17 protein-coding genes and 1 pseudogene are annotated in these 15,197 nt (G+C 66.4%); 5 read left to right on the top strand and 13 right to left on the bottom strand.

Translation table 11 applies throughout. From position 1 onward, the window contains the following. The 3 genes from hemC to ACLQI9_RS27670 form a co-directional block, all read right to left on the bottom strand. Positions 1-731, bottom strand: a 731-nt coding sequence (hemC, locus tag ACLQI9_RS27680) for a hydroxymethylbilane synthase (RefSeq protein ID WP_442392446.1), incomplete at its 3' end; no start/stop codon positions are given. Between the two features lie 13 nt (positions 732-744). Beyond that, entirely contained in the window at positions 745-2,109 is a 1,365-nt protein-coding gene (locus ACLQI9_RS27675; protein WP_442379693.1) for a glutamyl-tRNA reductase, read from the bottom strand. Positions 2,110-2,216: 107 nt separating this feature from the next. Next, the gene (locus ACLQI9_RS27670) at positions 2,217-2,480 is read right to left on the bottom strand and encodes a glutaredoxin family protein (RefSeq protein ID WP_442392444.1); all 264 of its coding nucleotides are present in this window, start codon (positions 2,478-2,480) and stop codon (positions 2,217-2,219) included. A gap of 118 nt (positions 2,481-2,598) precedes the next feature. Between ACLQI9_RS27670 and ACLQI9_RS27665 the strand changes: the two genes are divergently transcribed. From ACLQI9_RS27665 to ACLQI9_RS27655, 3 genes and pseudogenes are all read left to right on the top strand, one after another. Then, positions 2,599-3,501: an HAD family hydrolase gene (locus ACLQI9_RS27665; RefSeq protein ID WP_442390681.1), complete on the top strand. Its 903-nt coding sequence runs from the start codon at positions 2,599-2,601 to the stop codon at positions 3,499-3,501. A 42-nt stretch (positions 3,502-3,543) separates the two neighbouring features. Beyond that, on the top strand, positions 3,544-4,095 hold the full coding sequence (locus ACLQI9_RS27660; protein WP_442379689.1) for an FAS1-like dehydratase domain-containing protein: 552 nt from the start codon (positions 3,544-3,546) through the stop codon (positions 4,093-4,095). After that, positions 4,092-4,964, top strand: a pseudogene (locus tag ACLQI9_RS27655) (cyclopropane mycolic acid synthase family methyltransferase). The gene ACLQI9_RS27660 and the pseudogene ACLQI9_RS27655 overlap by 4 nt, the downstream one beginning before the upstream one ends. Before the next feature lie 4 nt (positions 4,965-4,968). On the opposite strand, the gene ACLQI9_RS27650 reads toward ACLQI9_RS27655, so the two are convergent. The 9 genes from ACLQI9_RS27650 to ACLQI9_RS27610 all read right to left on the bottom strand — a co-directional run bounded on the left by ACLQI9_RS27650 (position 4,969) and on the right by ACLQI9_RS27610 (position 12,741). After that, the gene (locus ACLQI9_RS27650) at positions 4,969-6,036 is read right to left on the bottom strand and encodes a lysophospholipid acyltransferase family protein (protein ID WP_442379685.1); all 1,068 of its coding nucleotides are present in this window, start codon (positions 6,034-6,036) and stop codon (positions 4,969-4,971) included. A 22-nt stretch (positions 6,037-6,058) separates the two neighbouring features. Then, the gene (locus ACLQI9_RS27645; RefSeq protein ID WP_442379713.1) at positions 6,059-7,117 is read right to left on the bottom strand and encodes an SDR family oxidoreductase; all 1,059 of its coding nucleotides are present in this window, start codon (positions 7,115-7,117) and stop codon (positions 6,059-6,061) included. A gap of 146 nt (positions 7,118-7,263) precedes the next feature. Beyond that, entirely contained in the window at positions 7,264-7,365 is a 102-nt protein-coding gene (locus ACLQI9_RS27640) for a 30S ribosomal protein bS22 (RefSeq protein ID WP_003402602.1), read from the bottom strand. 213 nt (positions 7,366-7,578) lie between these two features. Then, complete coding sequence (locus tag ACLQI9_RS27635; protein ID WP_442379683.1) at positions 7,579-7,815, bottom strand: cell division/environmental response transcriptional regulator; 237 nt, start codon at positions 7,813-7,815, stop codon at positions 7,579-7,581. 138 nt (positions 7,816-7,953) lie between these two features. Next, entirely contained in the window at positions 7,954-8,829 is an 876-nt protein-coding gene (gene proC, locus ACLQI9_RS27630; protein WP_442379682.1) for a pyrroline-5-carboxylate reductase, read from the bottom strand. A 144-nt stretch (positions 8,830-8,973) separates the two neighbouring features. Then, entirely contained in the window at positions 8,974-9,834 is an 861-nt protein-coding gene (locus ACLQI9_RS27625) for a thioesterase family protein (protein ID WP_442392443.1), read from the bottom strand. Positions 9,835-9,859: 25 nt separating this feature from the next. Continuing rightward, on the bottom strand, positions 9,860-10,702 hold the full coding sequence (locus ACLQI9_RS27620) for a sugar phosphate isomerase/epimerase family protein (RefSeq protein ID WP_442379680.1): 843 nt from the start codon (positions 10,700-10,702) through the stop codon (positions 9,860-9,862). A gap of 18 nt (positions 10,703-10,720) precedes the next feature. Next, a complete protein-coding gene (locus ACLQI9_RS27615) occupies positions 10,721-11,725 on the bottom strand; it encodes a hypothetical protein (RefSeq protein WP_442392442.1) in 1,005 nt (334 codons plus the stop codon). Next, entirely contained in the window at positions 11,722-12,741 is a 1,020-nt protein-coding gene (locus tag ACLQI9_RS27610; RefSeq protein ID WP_442379676.1) for a Ppx/GppA phosphatase family protein, read from the bottom strand. The genes ACLQI9_RS27615 and ACLQI9_RS27610 overlap by 4 nt, the downstream gene beginning before the upstream one ends. A 221-nt stretch (positions 12,742-12,962) precedes the next feature. Between ACLQI9_RS27610 and ACLQI9_RS27605 the strand changes: the two genes are divergently transcribed. Continuing rightward, a complete protein-coding gene (locus ACLQI9_RS27605) occupies positions 12,963-13,757 on the top strand; it encodes a hypothetical protein (protein WP_442385385.1) in 795 nt (264 codons plus the stop codon). A gap of 35 nt (positions 13,758-13,792) precedes the next feature. Here ACLQI9_RS27605 and ACLQI9_RS27600 read toward each other — a convergent pair whose 3' ends face one another. Further along, positions 13,793-14,248: an oxygenase MpaB family protein gene (locus ACLQI9_RS27600; RefSeq protein ID WP_442385391.1), complete on the bottom strand. Its 456-nt coding sequence runs from the start codon at positions 14,246-14,248 to the stop codon at positions 13,793-13,795. 35 nt (positions 14,249-14,283) lie between these two features. Between ACLQI9_RS27600 and ACLQI9_RS27595 the strand changes: the two genes are divergently transcribed. Further along, on the top strand, positions 14,284-15,189 hold the full coding sequence (locus ACLQI9_RS27595; RefSeq protein ID WP_442385383.1) for a DUF445 domain-containing protein: 906 nt from the start codon (positions 14,284-14,286) through the stop codon (positions 15,187-15,189). The last annotated feature ends 8 nt before the right edge of the window (positions 15,190-15,197 follow it).

Here is a 15,197-nt window from a genome sequence, read left to right as displayed (position 1 = left end):
ACCTCGGCGATCGCCCCCACTGGCGCGGAGCAACCCGCCTCCAGTTCGGCGAGCAGGGCACGCTCGGCGGTGACGGCCGCGCGGGTGTCGGCGTCGTCGAGCTCGGCCAGCAGTGCCGCCAGTCGGGTGTCCCCGGCGCGGCACTCGACGGCGAGCGCACCTTGAGCCGGCGCCGGCAGCACCTGCACCGGCTCCAGCGTCTCGGTGACGTCACCGAGACGACCCAGTCGGGCCAAACCCGCCCGGGCTACCACGATCGCGTCCAAATCACCACTGCTTACCCTGTTCAACCTGGTATCTAGGTTGCCTCGTAGGGGGCGAATTTCCAAACCGAGACCCAGTGCTCTAAGCTGTGCGGCCCGCCGGGGCGATGAGGTGCCCACCACCGAGCCGGTCGGCAGCTGTGCCAGCACCAACCCGTCGCGGGCCACCACCGCGTCGCGAGCGTCCTCCCGGGGCGGTATGGCGGCGACCACAAACCGTGAATCCTCGGCGGTCGGTAAGTCCTTGTGCGAGTGCACCGCCGCGTCCACCCGGCCGTCCTCGATGGCCTCGCGCAACGCGGCGGTGAAAACCCCGACGCCGATGCTGGCGATCGGCTCCGAGGAACGGTCGCCCTCGGTGCTGATGGTCACCAGCTCGGCGGGATGACCGTTGGCGACCAGCGCGTCGCGGATGCCACCGGCTTGGGTGGTGGCCAGCAAGCTGCCCCGGGTGCCTATCCGGATCACGTCGGCCAAGCGGCTACTCAGCACTTCCGGGTGCGTCGGATCCGCTTGGGACAACCGGCAATTCGCCTGCGGTGGCGACGGCGTCGACGGCGGTCTGGTCGAGCTCGAACAGCTCCCGCAGCGCTTCGGCGTAGGTGTCGCCGCCGGGTGCGCTGGCCAACTGTTTGATCCGCACGGTGGGCGCGTGCAGCAGCTTGTCCACTACCCGCCGCACGGTGTGGGCCACCTCGTCGCGGTGGGCGGCGTCGAGTCCGGGCAACCGGTTGTCCAGGCGCAGCAACTCCGCCTCGACGACGTCGGCGGCGCGCTGGCGCAGCGCTGTCACCGTCGGGGTGACCTCGGCCATCCGCTGCCCGGCCAGGTAGGTGGCGACTTCGGTGGCGACAATGTGGCGGGCGGCCTCGGCGTCGGCGGCGGCGGCGCGGGCCGACGGTTCCCGTTGCACCCGCTCCATGTCGACGACCAAGACGCCCGGCAGCCCGGCCACCGCCGGGTCGACGTCGCGCGGCATGCCCAGGTCGCAGATCACCAGCGGCTGGTCGGTTTCGTCGCGGCGAGTGGCGGCCAGCGCGTGGTGCACGTCGGCCAGCGATACCACCGGGCGGACCGCCCCGGTGCAGCTCACCACCAAGTCGGCATCGGCCAGCGCGGACGCCAGCCGGTCGAAGCTCAGCGCTTCGGCTCCGGCGCCCGATTCGCGGATCTTGCGGGCCAACCGTTGCGCACGGGGCAGCGACCGGTTGACGACGTGGATGTCGCGGACGCCGGCGCGGGCCAGGTGAGCCGCCGACAGGGCACCCATCGCGCCTGCGCCGACCACCACCGCGGTCTTGCCTTTCAGGCCGCCCAGCTTCGTGTCGGCCATGCCCAGCGCAACCGAGACCACCGAGGCGCCTGCGGCATCGATCGCGGTATCGGTGTGCACCCGTTTGCCGACCGCCAGCGCGCGCTGAGCCAGCTCATGCAGCACCCGGCCGACGGTGCGGTTGGCCTCGGCCGCGGCGTAGGCCCGCCGGACCTGGCCGAGCACCTGCTGCTCGCCGACCACCGCGGAATCGAGGCCACTGGCCACCGCGAACAGGTGCTCGACGGCGGCCTCGCTGTAGCGGACGTAGGCGTATTTGGTCAAGTCGCCCAACGGCATCGCGGAATGCTCGGAGAGCACCTGCCCGATGACCGCCAGACCGCCGTGGAAGGCGTCGACCACCGCGTAGACCTCGACCCGGTTGCAGGTGGACAGCACCATGGCCTCGGTCACCAGCGGTGATTGCATCATCTCGTCGATGATCTTGATCTGGTCGGATTCGTCGGTGCTTAGCTGCTCCAGAACCGAGACCGGCGCGCTGCGGTGCGACACACCAAAGAGCAGGACGCTCACGGCTGAATCACCTGGCCCGCTCCCTTGCTATCACCAGTGATCGAACTTGATCCCACGGTAGACGTTTAACAGGTGGGCCACCAAATTTGCGCCGATGTCAGCCGATGTCAGAGGCGCCCGGCAAGGTCTTTGCGCAGCCGGGGCTCGTCGACCTCCCAGTAGCTGTGCTCGCGGCCGTCGAGCAGCACCACCGGCAGCCGGTCACCGAACTCGGCGCGGAGGGCGCTGTCGCCGGCTGCCGCGGCTTGGTCTACGTCGGTGGTCGACAGGTCGAAGTCGAGTTCCGCGGCCAGTTGGTGGAGCTGCGCGTGCACGCGATCACAGATCGTGCAGCCGGCGCGGGTCAACAGCTGCACCTGTGGGCGGCTCATGGCCCCAGTGTGGCAGCGGGCAGCGCCGCTCGCTCCCCCACGTAGCCTCCGCCGGAACGCTCCGCGGCTCCCCGGCGGATACTGTTGAACTGTGAGCGCTCCCGGCGGCCCGGACACCGTGGAACCCGGCCCCAACGCAGGACCTGACCCGGATGAACTGGACCTGGAGGAGCTGGCCGCCAACGCCAGCGCCGACCGTGCGCTGGTGGACGCCCATACCGACGCCGCCCCCGGGCCCGAGCAGCCGCCCGTCGACTTAACTGCGGCGGCGTTCTTCGACGTGGACAACACCCTGGTGCAGGGTTCGTCGCTCATACATTTCGGCCGCGGTCTGGCCGCGCGCAAGTACTTCACCTATCGCGACGTGCTCGGGTTTGTCTACGCGCAAGCCAAGTTTCAGCTCATCGGACGGGAAAACAGCGACGACGTCGCCGCGGGCCGAAGCAAGGCCCTGGCCTTCATCGAAGGCCGATCCACCGAAGAGCTGGTTCGGCTGGGCGAAGAGGTCTTCGACGAAATCATCGCGGACAAGATCTGGACGGGCACTCGCGATCTGGCGCAGATGCACCTCGACGCAGGCCAGCAGGTCTGGCTGGTCACCGCCACGCCCTATGAACTCGCGATAACCATCGCCCGCCGGCTAGGACTGACCGGCGCGCTGGGCACGGTCGCCGAGTCGGTCGACGGCGTGTTCACCGGCAGGCTGGTGGGCGAGATCCTGCACGGCCCCGACAAGGCGCACGCGGTGCGCTCGCTGGCCATCCGCGAGGGCCTCAACCTCAAGCGCTGTACCGCCTACTCCGACAGCTTCAACGATGTGCCGCTGCTCTCCCTGGTCGGGACGGCTGTCGCCATCAACCCCGACAGCCACTTGCGCGACCTGGCCCGCAAACGCGGCTGGGAAATCCGTGACTTTCGAACGGCGCGCAAGGCCGCCCGGATCGGCGTGCCGTCGGCCCTGGCGCTTGGGGCAGCGGGCGGTGCACTCGCCGCGGTCGCCTCCCGACGCCAATCGCGCTGATAAGCTGCGCCGCTGAGCATCCCTAAGAGTGGAGATCAGTGCATGTCACTTCCCGAAGGCGCCGAAGGACTCATCGGAACGCACTACCGGTTCCCGGATTACTTCGACGTCGGACGCGAAAAGGTCCGCGAGTTCGCGCAGGCCGTCAAGGACGACCATCCGTCGCACTACTCTGAGGCGTCGGCCGCAGAGGCCGGTTACGGCAGCACTGTGGCGTCGCTCACCTTCCTTGCGGTCGCCGGACGGCGTGTTCAGCTCGACGTCTTCACCAAGTTCGACATCCCGATCAACCTCGCGCGGGTGCTGCACAGGGACCAGAAATTCGTGTACCACCGGCCGATCATGGCCGGTGACCGGCTGTTCTTCGACACCTACCTAGACAACGTCATCGAATCACACGGCACCGTAATCGCCGAGATCCGCAGCGAGGTCACCGACGCCGACGCCAACCCGGTGATCACCAGCATCGTCACGATGCTCGGCGAGTCGTCCAACCCGGATGCCGACGCAGCTGCGACGATTGCCGCAATTGCATCCATCAGCGGCGGGGCTAGTGTCGGCCGGGACCTTCTAGGGGGAGAGTCACACCGATGAGCACCAATCTCACGCCACACTTCGACGACGTCCAGTCACACTACGACCTGTCGGACGACTTCTACGGGCTGTTCCTCGATCCGTCACACACCTACAGCTGCGCGTACTTCGAGCGCGACGATATGACGCTGGAAGAGGCCCAGCTGGCCAAGATCGACCTGTCGCTGGGCAAGCTGGGCCTAGAACCCGGAATGACGCTGCTCGACGTCGGCTGCGGCTGGGGCGCCACGTTGAGGCGCGCCATCGAGCGCTACGACGTCAACGTGATCGGCTTGACGTTGAGCAAGAACCACGCCGCACATGCGCAGAAGTTGTTGGACGAGCTGGACAGCCCACGTTCCAAGCAGGTGCTGCTGGAAGGCTGGGAGCAGTTCCACGAGCCGGTGGACCGGATCGTGCCGATCGGCGCGTTCGAACACTTCGGATTCGACCGCTAGCCCGACTTCTTCAAGATGGCTTACCAGGCGCTGCCGGCCGGCGGCACGATGCTGTTGCACACGATCGTGATCCCCACTCTCGAAGAACTCGAGCAGCGTCAAATCAGATTGACGATGACGCTTATCCGTTTCGTCAAATTCATGATGGACGAGATCTTTCCCGGCGGCCGGCTGCCCTCGGTGGCGCTTGTCGAAGAGCACGCGGAGAAGGCCGGCTTCGAGGTGGCCCGCGTTCAGTCGCTGCGGCTGCACTACGCACGCACGCTGGAGATCTGGGCGGCCGCGCTGGAGGCGCGCAAGGACGAGGCCATCGCGATCCAGTCGGAAGAGGCCTACGAGCGCTACATCAGGTACCTGACCGGCTGCGCCGACCTGTTCAGCAAGGGCAATACCGACGTTTGCCAGTTCACACTGGTCAATCCGGCCGCGTAGGGGCTCAGCCGAAGAACATATTGCGGCGCCCGGCCAGCAGCTGGTAGAGCGTCTGCTGGATGGTCTCGCGGACCTGGTCGGTCAGCTCGAAGGTGACCATGGGATCGTCGGCGTCGGCACTCTCGTAGTGCGCGGTGGGAATCGGCTCACCAAACGCGATGTGCCACTTCGACGGCAGCGGCACCAGCCCGGCCGGCCCGGCCAGCGGGAACAGCGGGGTGATCGGGAAGTAGGGCAAGCCGAACAGTCGCGCCAGCAGCCTGACGTCGGCCAGCATCGGGTAGATCTCCTCGGAGCCCACGATGGAGCAAGGCACGATCGGGGCTTTGGTGCGCAGCGCCGCCGCCACGAAGCCACCGCGCCCGAACCGCTGCAGCTTGTAGCGGTCCTTGAAGCGCTTACCCAGGCCTTTGTATCCCTCGGGGAACACCGCGGTCAGTTCCCCGGAGGCGAGCAGCCGATGGGCGTCGGCGGTGCATGCCATGGTGTGGCCGGCCTTGCGGGCTGCGTCGCCGAGCATCGGCAGGTCGAACACCATATCGGCGGCCAGCAGCCGCAGGTCACGATGCGCCGGATGCTCGTCATGAACAGCCACCGAGGCCATCAGCCCGTCGAACGGCAGCACGCCGGCGTGATTAGCCACCACCAACGCCGCGCCGGACTCGGGCAAGTTCTCGATTCCGCTGACCTCGACCCGGAACCACGACTTGAAAAAGAACCTCAGCAGCGGCCGCACGATTGCGTCGTTGAAATGCGGATCAAACCCGAACTCATCGACCTTGTAATCGCCGGTAAGCCGGTGTCGTAGGAAGTCGGCGACGGCACTGACCTTGTGCGCCAGCTCGTTGCCGGACTGGTCGGCTACGGATTTGCCGCCTGAAGCGCGCCGGTGGTGGTCGATCTCACGTACAACGGCGGCGACCTGATCGGCCGACGCCCGATTGCCCGGTTCGGAAAGCAGCGAGGGATGCTGACGAGACGCCTGGGTGCGTTGGCCGGCGCGTCGCTGCGCCGCTGCACGATTTGAATTCGCGTGCAGCGGAATGACTTTCGCCTTCGAATCGCCCGCCATTAAGTTAACCTCCCCCCACCCGTTAGTTGATTTTGGTTCGGCCACCTAAGCGCTGCGCTGCTGCTACGGCCCGACCTTCAATCGAGCGTACCCACTCTGGATCGATAATGGGAGTTAAACCTCGGCCGCGTACGTAATCGTCAAAAGCCTCTGCAGTAGTCCACTTGGGATGGTATTCAAGCTCGGTTCGCATCCTTGTGATGTCCATCACACGGCCATAGCTCAAGTAGTCGAGTTGCTCACGGTTGATCTCGGTGTAGTGGTTGGCCCGTCGCAGTGAATCCAGCGCCCACAGCCCGAATCCGGGCACTGGCACCGACACTCGGCCTGCTCGCCGGATCGCCTGCGACAGCATGATGATGCCGCTGGCGCCGATATTGAAGGTGCCTGCCTTGCCGGCCATCACGGCGCGCTCCAAAGCGCCGAGCGCATCCTGCTCGTGCAGCAGCTGCAGCCGCGCGTCGCGGCCGAGCACCGTCGGGACCAGCGGTCCGGCCAGGTATCGCGACAGCGTGGTTTCCATCGCCGGACCGATCATGTTGGCCAGCCGCAGAATCGTCACCGCGATGTCGGGCCGACGCCGGCCGAGCCCGCGGGTATAACCCTCGATGTCCAGGCTGTCTTTGGGAAAGCCCTCCCGGAACGGACGACGGCTGCTGCTGTCTTCGGTGAACATCACCGGATCGTGCGGACTGGAACCGTAGACCTCTGATGTCGACTTCAGCACGACTCGACGCACCGACGGCGCCTTCTGGCAGGCCGCGAACAGCTGCATCGCGCCCAGCACGTTGATTTCCTTCAACGCTGCGCCGCCACCGGACCGCGGCGCAAACGACGCCGCAGCGGCGTGCACCACGGTGTCGACATCGCCATTTCGAATCACCTTGGCGACAAAGGGGTTGCGGATGTCCGCGCGGACGAACTCGGCGCGGCCCATCCGGCGCAGCATGTCCTTGCTGGGCGCAACCGCGTCCACCGCGATGACCCGGTTTATCAATGGGTTCTGCGCCAGCCGCGCCGTCAGGTAACCGCCCAAGAACCGGCAGGCGCCCGTGACCAGCACAACTTTCGGGTAATGCACGGTATTGCCGGCGTTACTGCCGGTGCCACCTGTCCGGCTGCCCGTTCCGGTACCTGGTTGACCGCCCGACGAATCCACCCCGCTAGCCTAACGACCTCTCAGCTGCCGCCGCATGACCTGCAAGCTCGGACAGCCGTTGACGGAAGTTACTTTCCGAGTTTTCTGCGCTGCACCCGAGTACGGCGAAGCAGCTTGCGGTGCTTCTTCTTCGACATCCGTTTGCGCCGCTTCTTGATTACTGAACCCATAACTCCGCTATCTGTGTGGCGGCCTGAGTCCGCCATGGCCGACCGTGTGCAATAACCCGAACACTCTACCCGGGAGGATGCGTCGAATACCAAAATGACCGGTGGGCCGATACGGCTCACACCGGCAGTATCCGATGACCGGCGAGTGTCACGTCAGCGTGACTACCGAGCGCGGGCGTCACGTCAGAGTGACGACAGACCCGCACCCGGGCGCTAGCCGGCGTCGAAGTAAGAGCTCTCCAGCATGTCGTGGACGGCCTTGGCGTGCACCCGGAAGGATCGCCCCACCCGGACTGCAGGCAGCTCACCGTTGTGAACCAGCCGGTAGACCGTCATCTTGCTGACTCGCATCAGCGCTGCCACTTCGGCCACAGTGAGGAATTGCGTCCGAGGCGGCTGGCCGTCTGCGGAACCGGCATCCCGTGCCGATGGCCCGTTCATAGACGTCATCGCAACCCAATCAGTCAGGCATCTGCAGTCCCAGCGGCTTCCCCTCCGCTGGCACCCACAAGTGCATACCAAGAGGAGAATAGCGGGACTAGTGGGGTTACTGCGACGGGTGGGGGCAAATAAATAAAATTCTATAAATTACTCTGATGTAATTCTTAGCTGCTCAGAGCGGGTTTTTGCGGCCCGCACCGCCTCGTCGACAGCCGCCCGCAAACCCCGTCCTTCCAATTCCCGCAGCGCAGCAGCGGTAGTGCCGCCGGGCGAGGTAACAATGGCGCGCAGCCGCGCCGGAGTGGTGTCCAGGGACAGGTCCGAGGCCGTGTCGCGGGCTGTTCCGCGGTCTTGCTCCATCCGGTCCAGCAACATCGCCGCCGACCCGGCCATCGTCTGCGCCACCAGCTCGGTGGACACCGACCGGCTTAGCCCGACCCCGACCCCGGCGTCCACCAAAGCCTCGACCATCAGGAAGAAATACGCTGGACCGGAACCCGACACCGCGGTCACCGCGTCCAGCTGTTCCTCGGGAACCGTCAGCACAGCGCCGACCGAGTCGAACAGCGCGGCGACCTCTTTGAGCTGCTCAGGGGTTGCGAAGCGGCCCTTGGCCATCGCGCTGATACCCGCGCCGACCAACGCCGGCGCGTTCGGCATCACCCGCACCACCGGCGTCCCGGCCAGCAGCTTGGATTCCAGATAGGCCGTGTTGACCCCCGCCGCGACGGTGATGAACACCTGCTCGGGGCTGTCATCGTGGGCCTCGGCGACCACTTGGGCGATCTCCCCGACCACCGACCCGACGTCGGAGGGTTTGACGGCGACGATGACGAACGTCGCGTTTTCCACCGCGTCCCGCACCGATGCCACCAGCACCGAATACGTCTCGGCGAGGTACCGGGCGCGGTCGGGCAGCCGTTCGGCGACCACGATGTCTTTGACCTGACGTCCGGCCCGAAGCAGGCCCGACAGCAGGGCTTCGCCCATGCTGCCGCCGCCGATGATCGCGATTCTGGCCATGCCGCACAGCATGGCAGAAGCCCACGAGTTTCGTGGGGACCGGGCGATCGCAAGCGCGGCGAAGCCGGGCGCAGCGGGTCGCCCGATGAACCACCGGCGATCGCAAGCGCGGCGAAGCCGGGCGCAGCGGGTCGCCCGCGAGAACTAGCGCGCCGGGGGGACCATCGCCAACTGGCGGGCCTGCACCACAATGCGGCCCTCACAGTCGACAACCGTGTGGTCCTCGTCGAACCAGTCCTGCCCGATCTGCATACAGGTGCACACCACCCGCAACCAGCCGTCCGCCGGCAATGCGCGCAGGTATGCGGTGAGCTGCACGGTCGGCGCCCAGCCGGTGCGGCTCACGGCGAACGTCACCGGCGCCGACACATCGCCGCACATCAGCGCGAACAGTACGTCGGGTGCCAGGCCGCGCGGCCGCACCCACATCTGGATCACCGGTGGCCGGCCATCGGTGGGGCCCAGCGTCGAGACCAGCGGCCGCACGTCGCAGCCGTCGGCCAGGTGGACCAGCCCGGCCAGCTGGTGACCCGGACCGATCGGCGCGACGTCGTCGGGCGGCTCGGGATCCATCAGGCCCACCACCGGATTGGCCGACAACAGCGGCGGCACCAAGTGCTCCGGCTCGCCGAGTGTGACGACGGCGTGCACGGCGGTGCGATGGCCCTGGCTGAGCTCGACGTCGACGACGCGGATCCGCCGCCCGCGCTTGCGGATCGATGTCACCAGCCGCATCGGACCGGGGTCGGGCGCCCACAGGAAGCTGCCCGAGACCGCCACCGGCTGCCAGTTCGATTGCCCGGCGCCTCCTCGGGCCGTCGGCAGGCCCGCGTCGTCACCGGGCGAAGGTCCGCCATGAGCAGTGCGGGCGGCGTTGGCGCACAACGCCAGCATTGCCCCGCCGTGCACCTTCGGTCCGATGGTCCAGTGTTTGTTCAACTCGCCGGCAAAGACGCCGGGGTCGACCTCACGCAGCGCCATCGCGTGGCTGAATAACGCGGTCATGAACTTGCGGGATTTCCTTCGGGCGTCAGCGCAGCAGGTGCGTACGGGCGAATTGCAACGAATCGGCCAACATGGTCTCGCGCTCATGGGCCGAACGCGCTCCGGACGTAGAGACCTCCAGCACAACATGGCCGGCGAAGTCGCCGCCGGCCAACATCTCGCACACCTCGACCACCGGTTGGTTACCCCGGCCCGGCGCCAAATGTTCGTCGGCCGGCAGCCCGCTGCCGTCGCATAAGTGCAAGTGCACCAGACCCGAACCCATCCGACGCGCCATGTCCAGCGCATCGGTGCCCGCCGTCGCGGTGTGCGACAGGTCCAGCGTGTAGTGCGCATGGTTGCCGTCCAGCGGATCGTAGGACGGCGCGAACGCCGAGATCCCGGGCCCTGGGCCGCCGCCGCGCCTGCGCATCCGTTCCTTCAACTGCTCGGCCCGGAAGAACCGGTCCGTCCGGAACGGGAACATGTTCTCGACGGCTACCAGCACGTCGCTGGATGCCTCCAAGTCGGCGACCTGTTCGGTGAACCCCTCGACGTAGCGCCGTTGCCAGCGGAACGGCGGATGCACAACTACCGTTTGGGCGCCGAGCTGTTCAGCGGCGCGCACACTGCGCTCGAGCTTGGGAATCGGGTTGGCGCCCCACACCCGCTGCGAGATCAGCAGACACGGCGCGTGCACCGACAGCACCGGCATCCGGTAGCGCCGCGACAGTTTCTCCACCGCGTCGATGTCCTGGCTGACCGACTCGCCCCACACCATCAGCTCGACGCCGTCGTAGCCGAGCTTGGCCGCATACTCGAAAGCGGCCTCGGTCCTTATCGGGTAGACCGAGGCCGTCGACAGACCGACCTTGATGGCGGGGCGCACGCGGGTTCCGCTGGGCGGCTAGCCGGATTGCAACAACGCTAACGGCCCCAGCGTGACCAGCGCCCCCACCGCCACCCCGATCAACGTACTGGCGATGTCCTCGGTTTTGCGGACCACCCGCACGCCGACCACCAAGCCAAGGATGACGAGCACCGACAGCACCAGCGCCACGATGTTGTTCCACCGCCACAGCTGGTCGAACGCGATGAAGAGCCCGGCACCGAATCCAACAGCCAGAATCGACTGCAGCACAACCATTCCGCCGAGCCGCATGCTCTCGGCGCGGGACCACGCGGAGGAATCCTCGACCCCATCGTGGAGATCGTCGGCGACATCCTCCGGGGAGTCCTCCTCGTCGTGGATGCCGGCGACGTCCCGGTAGTCGGTGTCATCAGCGGCGTCCTTGCCGCGCGACCGACCAGCCGACGAACGCAAATATGAGCGCACATAGGCGGAGTCTTCGTTCGCGAGTTCGGCGTCGCGCACGTCGGTGTCCATCACGTCCACCGACATCCCCGCGTAGTCCTCCAGCGGGTCCGGGTTCATCCCCTCGGCACCGGACCGGTCCGCAGACTGGTCTTCCGCGCCCTCGGAACGGCTGGCGTCCACCCGGACGTTGTTGCGCGACGGCAGCGGATGTGGGCTGCGCTCGGGGCGCGATTCCCGCGAATCGGGCCGTGATTCGCGCGGTCGAGGCGGCGGGGATTCCGGCCACCGCGGCTCGGGTTCAGACCAGTAGGGCGGCTTTTCGGCGGGGGCGGACTCATCGTCAGCCACCTCGTCGAGCCGAGCAGATCCGTTGGCGCGGTGGGCATGTGATTGCGGATCCGAGTGGCCGGTCGCGTCGGGTTCGATGTCCTCGTCGATGACCGGGATCTCGCCGGTCAGCTCGGCGACGGTCACCGCGTCGGAGTTGCCGCGGCGACGGCGACGGCGGTTGGGAACCGGGGCACCGATCGTGCCGTTTTTGGCCAGCAACTCAGCGACCGAGATGGGTCTTGTGTTGTCGTGTGATCCGGTCATCGTGTGTCGCCTCTCGATCGGTCAACTGCATTCCGATCAACTCGCTGGCTACCAGCATCCCGCACAGAAACCTCAACGAGGGCAGTTCCGTCAGCTTCGCTATCGAGTTTGCGCAAAATAAGGCCTTCTCGTAGCGCCCACGGACAAATGTCCACCGTTTCTATCGACAGCGCTCGCATACTTGCCTCTGCGACCAAAGCCCCCGCCACGATCTGTGGCGCTCGCTCGGCGCTCACTCCTTCCAGTTCAGCACGGTCAGCGGTCGTCATCCTAGAGATGAAAGATATGAGTTGTCTGAGGCCATTCTCGGTGAGCGTCCTCTTCACGCGCGGTCCCGCGGCCGATGGCGCCGCACCGGTCAGCCGGGCCAGTGAGCGGAAAGTTTTCGACGTTGCCACCGCAAGGTCGGGCGTGCCGGCGTCGAGCATTTTGGCGCTGGCTTCGGCCAGCTCGGCGTCGAGCCAGTCGCGCAGCATCGCTACCCGGCGCCGGCCGGGCGGGTCGTCGTTGAGCCATTCGCGGGTCAGCCGCCCGGCGCCCAAAGGCAGGGACAAGGCGACTTCGGGTTCTTCGTCGACGCCGTTGGACAACTCCAGCGAGCCGCCCCCGATGTCTAGGTTGATGATCCGGCCTGCGCTCCATCCATACCAGCGACGTACCGCCAGGAATGTCAGCCGCGACTCGTCAACACCGCGCAGGACCTTTAGGTCGACACCGGTCTCTTTGCGGACCCGGGCCAGCACGTCCTCGGAGTTCTTGGCGTCGCGGACCGCCGAAGTCGCGAATGCCATCAGCTCGGCGCAGCCCGAGCTGTCCGCGATTTTTTCGAACTCGTCGATCGTCTCGATCAGCTTGTCGGCACCGCGCCGGGTGATTTTGCCGGAGCTATCGATCGACTCGGCCAGCCGCAAGGTGGCCTTGGTCGAGCTCATTGGCGTCGGGTGTCCGCCGCGGCGGGCGTCCACCACTAGCAGATTGACCGTGTTGCTGCCGACGTCGAGCACTCCTAATCGCACGAAACACAACTTAGCCCTGCGACGATGCAGACCGCGTAGCGGTCTGAGGAGGAGCCGGGCAATTCATCTCGCCCTGCGACGATGCAGACCGCGTAGCGGTCTGAGGAGGAGCCGGGCAATTCATCTCGCCCTGCGACGATGCAGACCGCGTAGCGGTCGGGGAAGGAGGTGGGCGAATTAACCGGAGTGGGTGAGCCGTCGCAGCGTTGGATTGGTCTACCGTGCAAACTGTGGCAAATTCGCAGCCAAACCATCCCGGTGAAGTCGAATTGGACTTCGCCCGCGAATGGGTGGAGTTCTATGACCCGGATAATCCCGAGCATCTGATTGCCGCGGACCTGACCTGGCTGCTCTCCCGCTGGACGTGTGTGTTCGGCACCCCGGCCTGCCAAGGCACCGTAGAAGGACGTCCCGACGACGGATGTTGCTCGCACGGGGCGTTTTTGTCCGACGACGACGACCGGGCCCGGCTGGACGACGCTGTGTCCAAGCTCACCGACGAGGATTGGCAGTTCCGCGAAAAAGGCTTGAGCCGCAAGGGCTATCTCGAACTCGACGAGCACGAGGGCGAAGAGCAGTTCCGCACCCGCAAACACAAGGGCGCATGCATCTTCTTGAACCGGCCCGGGTTCCACTCCGGGCCGGGCTGTGCGCTCCACACCAAAGCGCTGCGGCTCGGTGTGGCACCGCACACGATGAAACCCGACGTCTGCTGGCAGTTGCCCATCCGGCGCAGCCAGGAATGGGTGACCCGCCCGGACGGCACGGAAATCCTGAAAACGACTGTCACCGAATACGACCGCCGCGGCTGGGGCGCCGGCGGCGCCGACCTGCACTGGTACTGCACCGGTGATCCGGCCGCCCACGTTGGCGCGGAGCAGGTATGGGTGAGCCTCGGGGCCGAGCTCACCGAACTGCTCGGTGAAAAGGCCTACTCAGAGCTGGCCGCAATGTGCAGGCGGCGCAGCGCATTAGGGCTCATCGCGGTCCACCCGGCAACGCGTGCGGCTGAATAGCGCTGGCGCTGAGGCTTATCCGTCGCCGCTCGTGACTAGCTGCAGGCCAGCGTCTCTCGGGCCTCGGCGGGCGTGACGGTGCGCGGAGCGGCGGGCGTGCCTGCGGCGAGGTGCTGCGCGTAGACCTCCGCGGTGTGCGGGACGAGCCAGCGCGCGACCGCGAGCATGGGCCTGGAATTGCCAAGCGACATCGCACGCACGGCCATCCGCGCGGTCGGAACGATAGCGGCGTCGACCTCGGCGGGCTGATCGAACCCGCCGAGGTGGCGCATCCACATCGGCAGCATCGCGATCGCCGCAGGGGCCATCAGACGGCTGCCACCCCACAGCCTCAGGCCCTTGCTGCGTGGCGTCCACAGCAGATAGCGCATTGCCCGGTCAGCGTGTTCGGACGTACACAATCGGTCGCGCACGTCCGCGAAGTACTGGCGGACCTCGTCGCGGGAGCCCGGCACATCGGTGGATTTGCAAGTCTGAAGCTCCGCCGCGATCTGCGACTCGGCCCAGAACCGCGCCTCTTCCGCCGGTGATAACGGCCCAGGGCCTGTGGGACTCGCTGCCGGCGGCGGGCCGCAACGCTGTGCTGGCGCGTGTGCACGCCGCGGCTCCCGGGGTCGTCAACAACCTGCTCGCGGAGATGAAAACCGATCTGTCACGATTCGTTGACCTGCAGTACCTCGCCGTTACGACCCTGGTGAAGAACAAGACTCAGCTCAACGAGCTGATGAAGGGCCTGGGCGGGGCGGCGATGAAGTTCATCCGCCGCAGCGGCATTTACTTCGGCTTCGCAATTGGCCTGGTGCAGATGGTCGCCTGGGGCTTCTTCCACAACCCCTGGATCATGCCCGGGTTCGGGTTCGTCACCGGTTTCGCCAGCGACTGGCTGGCCCTCAACCTGATCTTCATCCCCCGCGAGCCGAAGAAGCTGCTGGGTTTCATCCCGGTACACGGCGTGCTGCACGCCCAGCGGAACAACGTAACCCGCGACTACGCTCACATTCTGGCCAACGACCTCTTCTCCGCCGATGTGCTCTTGGAAGCCATCCTGCACGGCCCCACCTCCGAACGCCTCTTCGCAGCCGTCGATAAGGAGCTGTCCGCAGCGCTCGACGCGCAGGCTGGGTTCGCCAAGCCCCTGATCACACTCGCGATCGGCACCAAGCGCTACCGCGACGTGAAAGGGACCATCGTCCAGATGGTCCTCGAGCGCCTACCGGAAACGCTGCAGGAAGCCAAGGACTACGCCGCAAAGACCCTCGACATCGAGAACCTCATCGTCGAGAAGATGAACAAACTGACCCCGGACCAGTACGAAGCCATCCTTCGACCCGTCTTCAAGGATGACGAGATGCTCATGGTCACCGTCGGCGCCGTGCTCGGCTTCCTGGTCGGAGAGCTGCAAGTAGTCCTCGTCGAACACTTCGGCCGCTAGGTAATGGC

This window comes from Mycobacterium sp., from assembly GCF_052143115.1.
Lineage (GTDB): Bacteria > Actinomycetota > Actinomycetes > Mycobacteriales > Mycobacteriaceae > Mycobacterium.
Note: the sequence above shows the minus strand (reverse complement) of the source record. Positions and strands in the feature narration are given on the sequence as shown.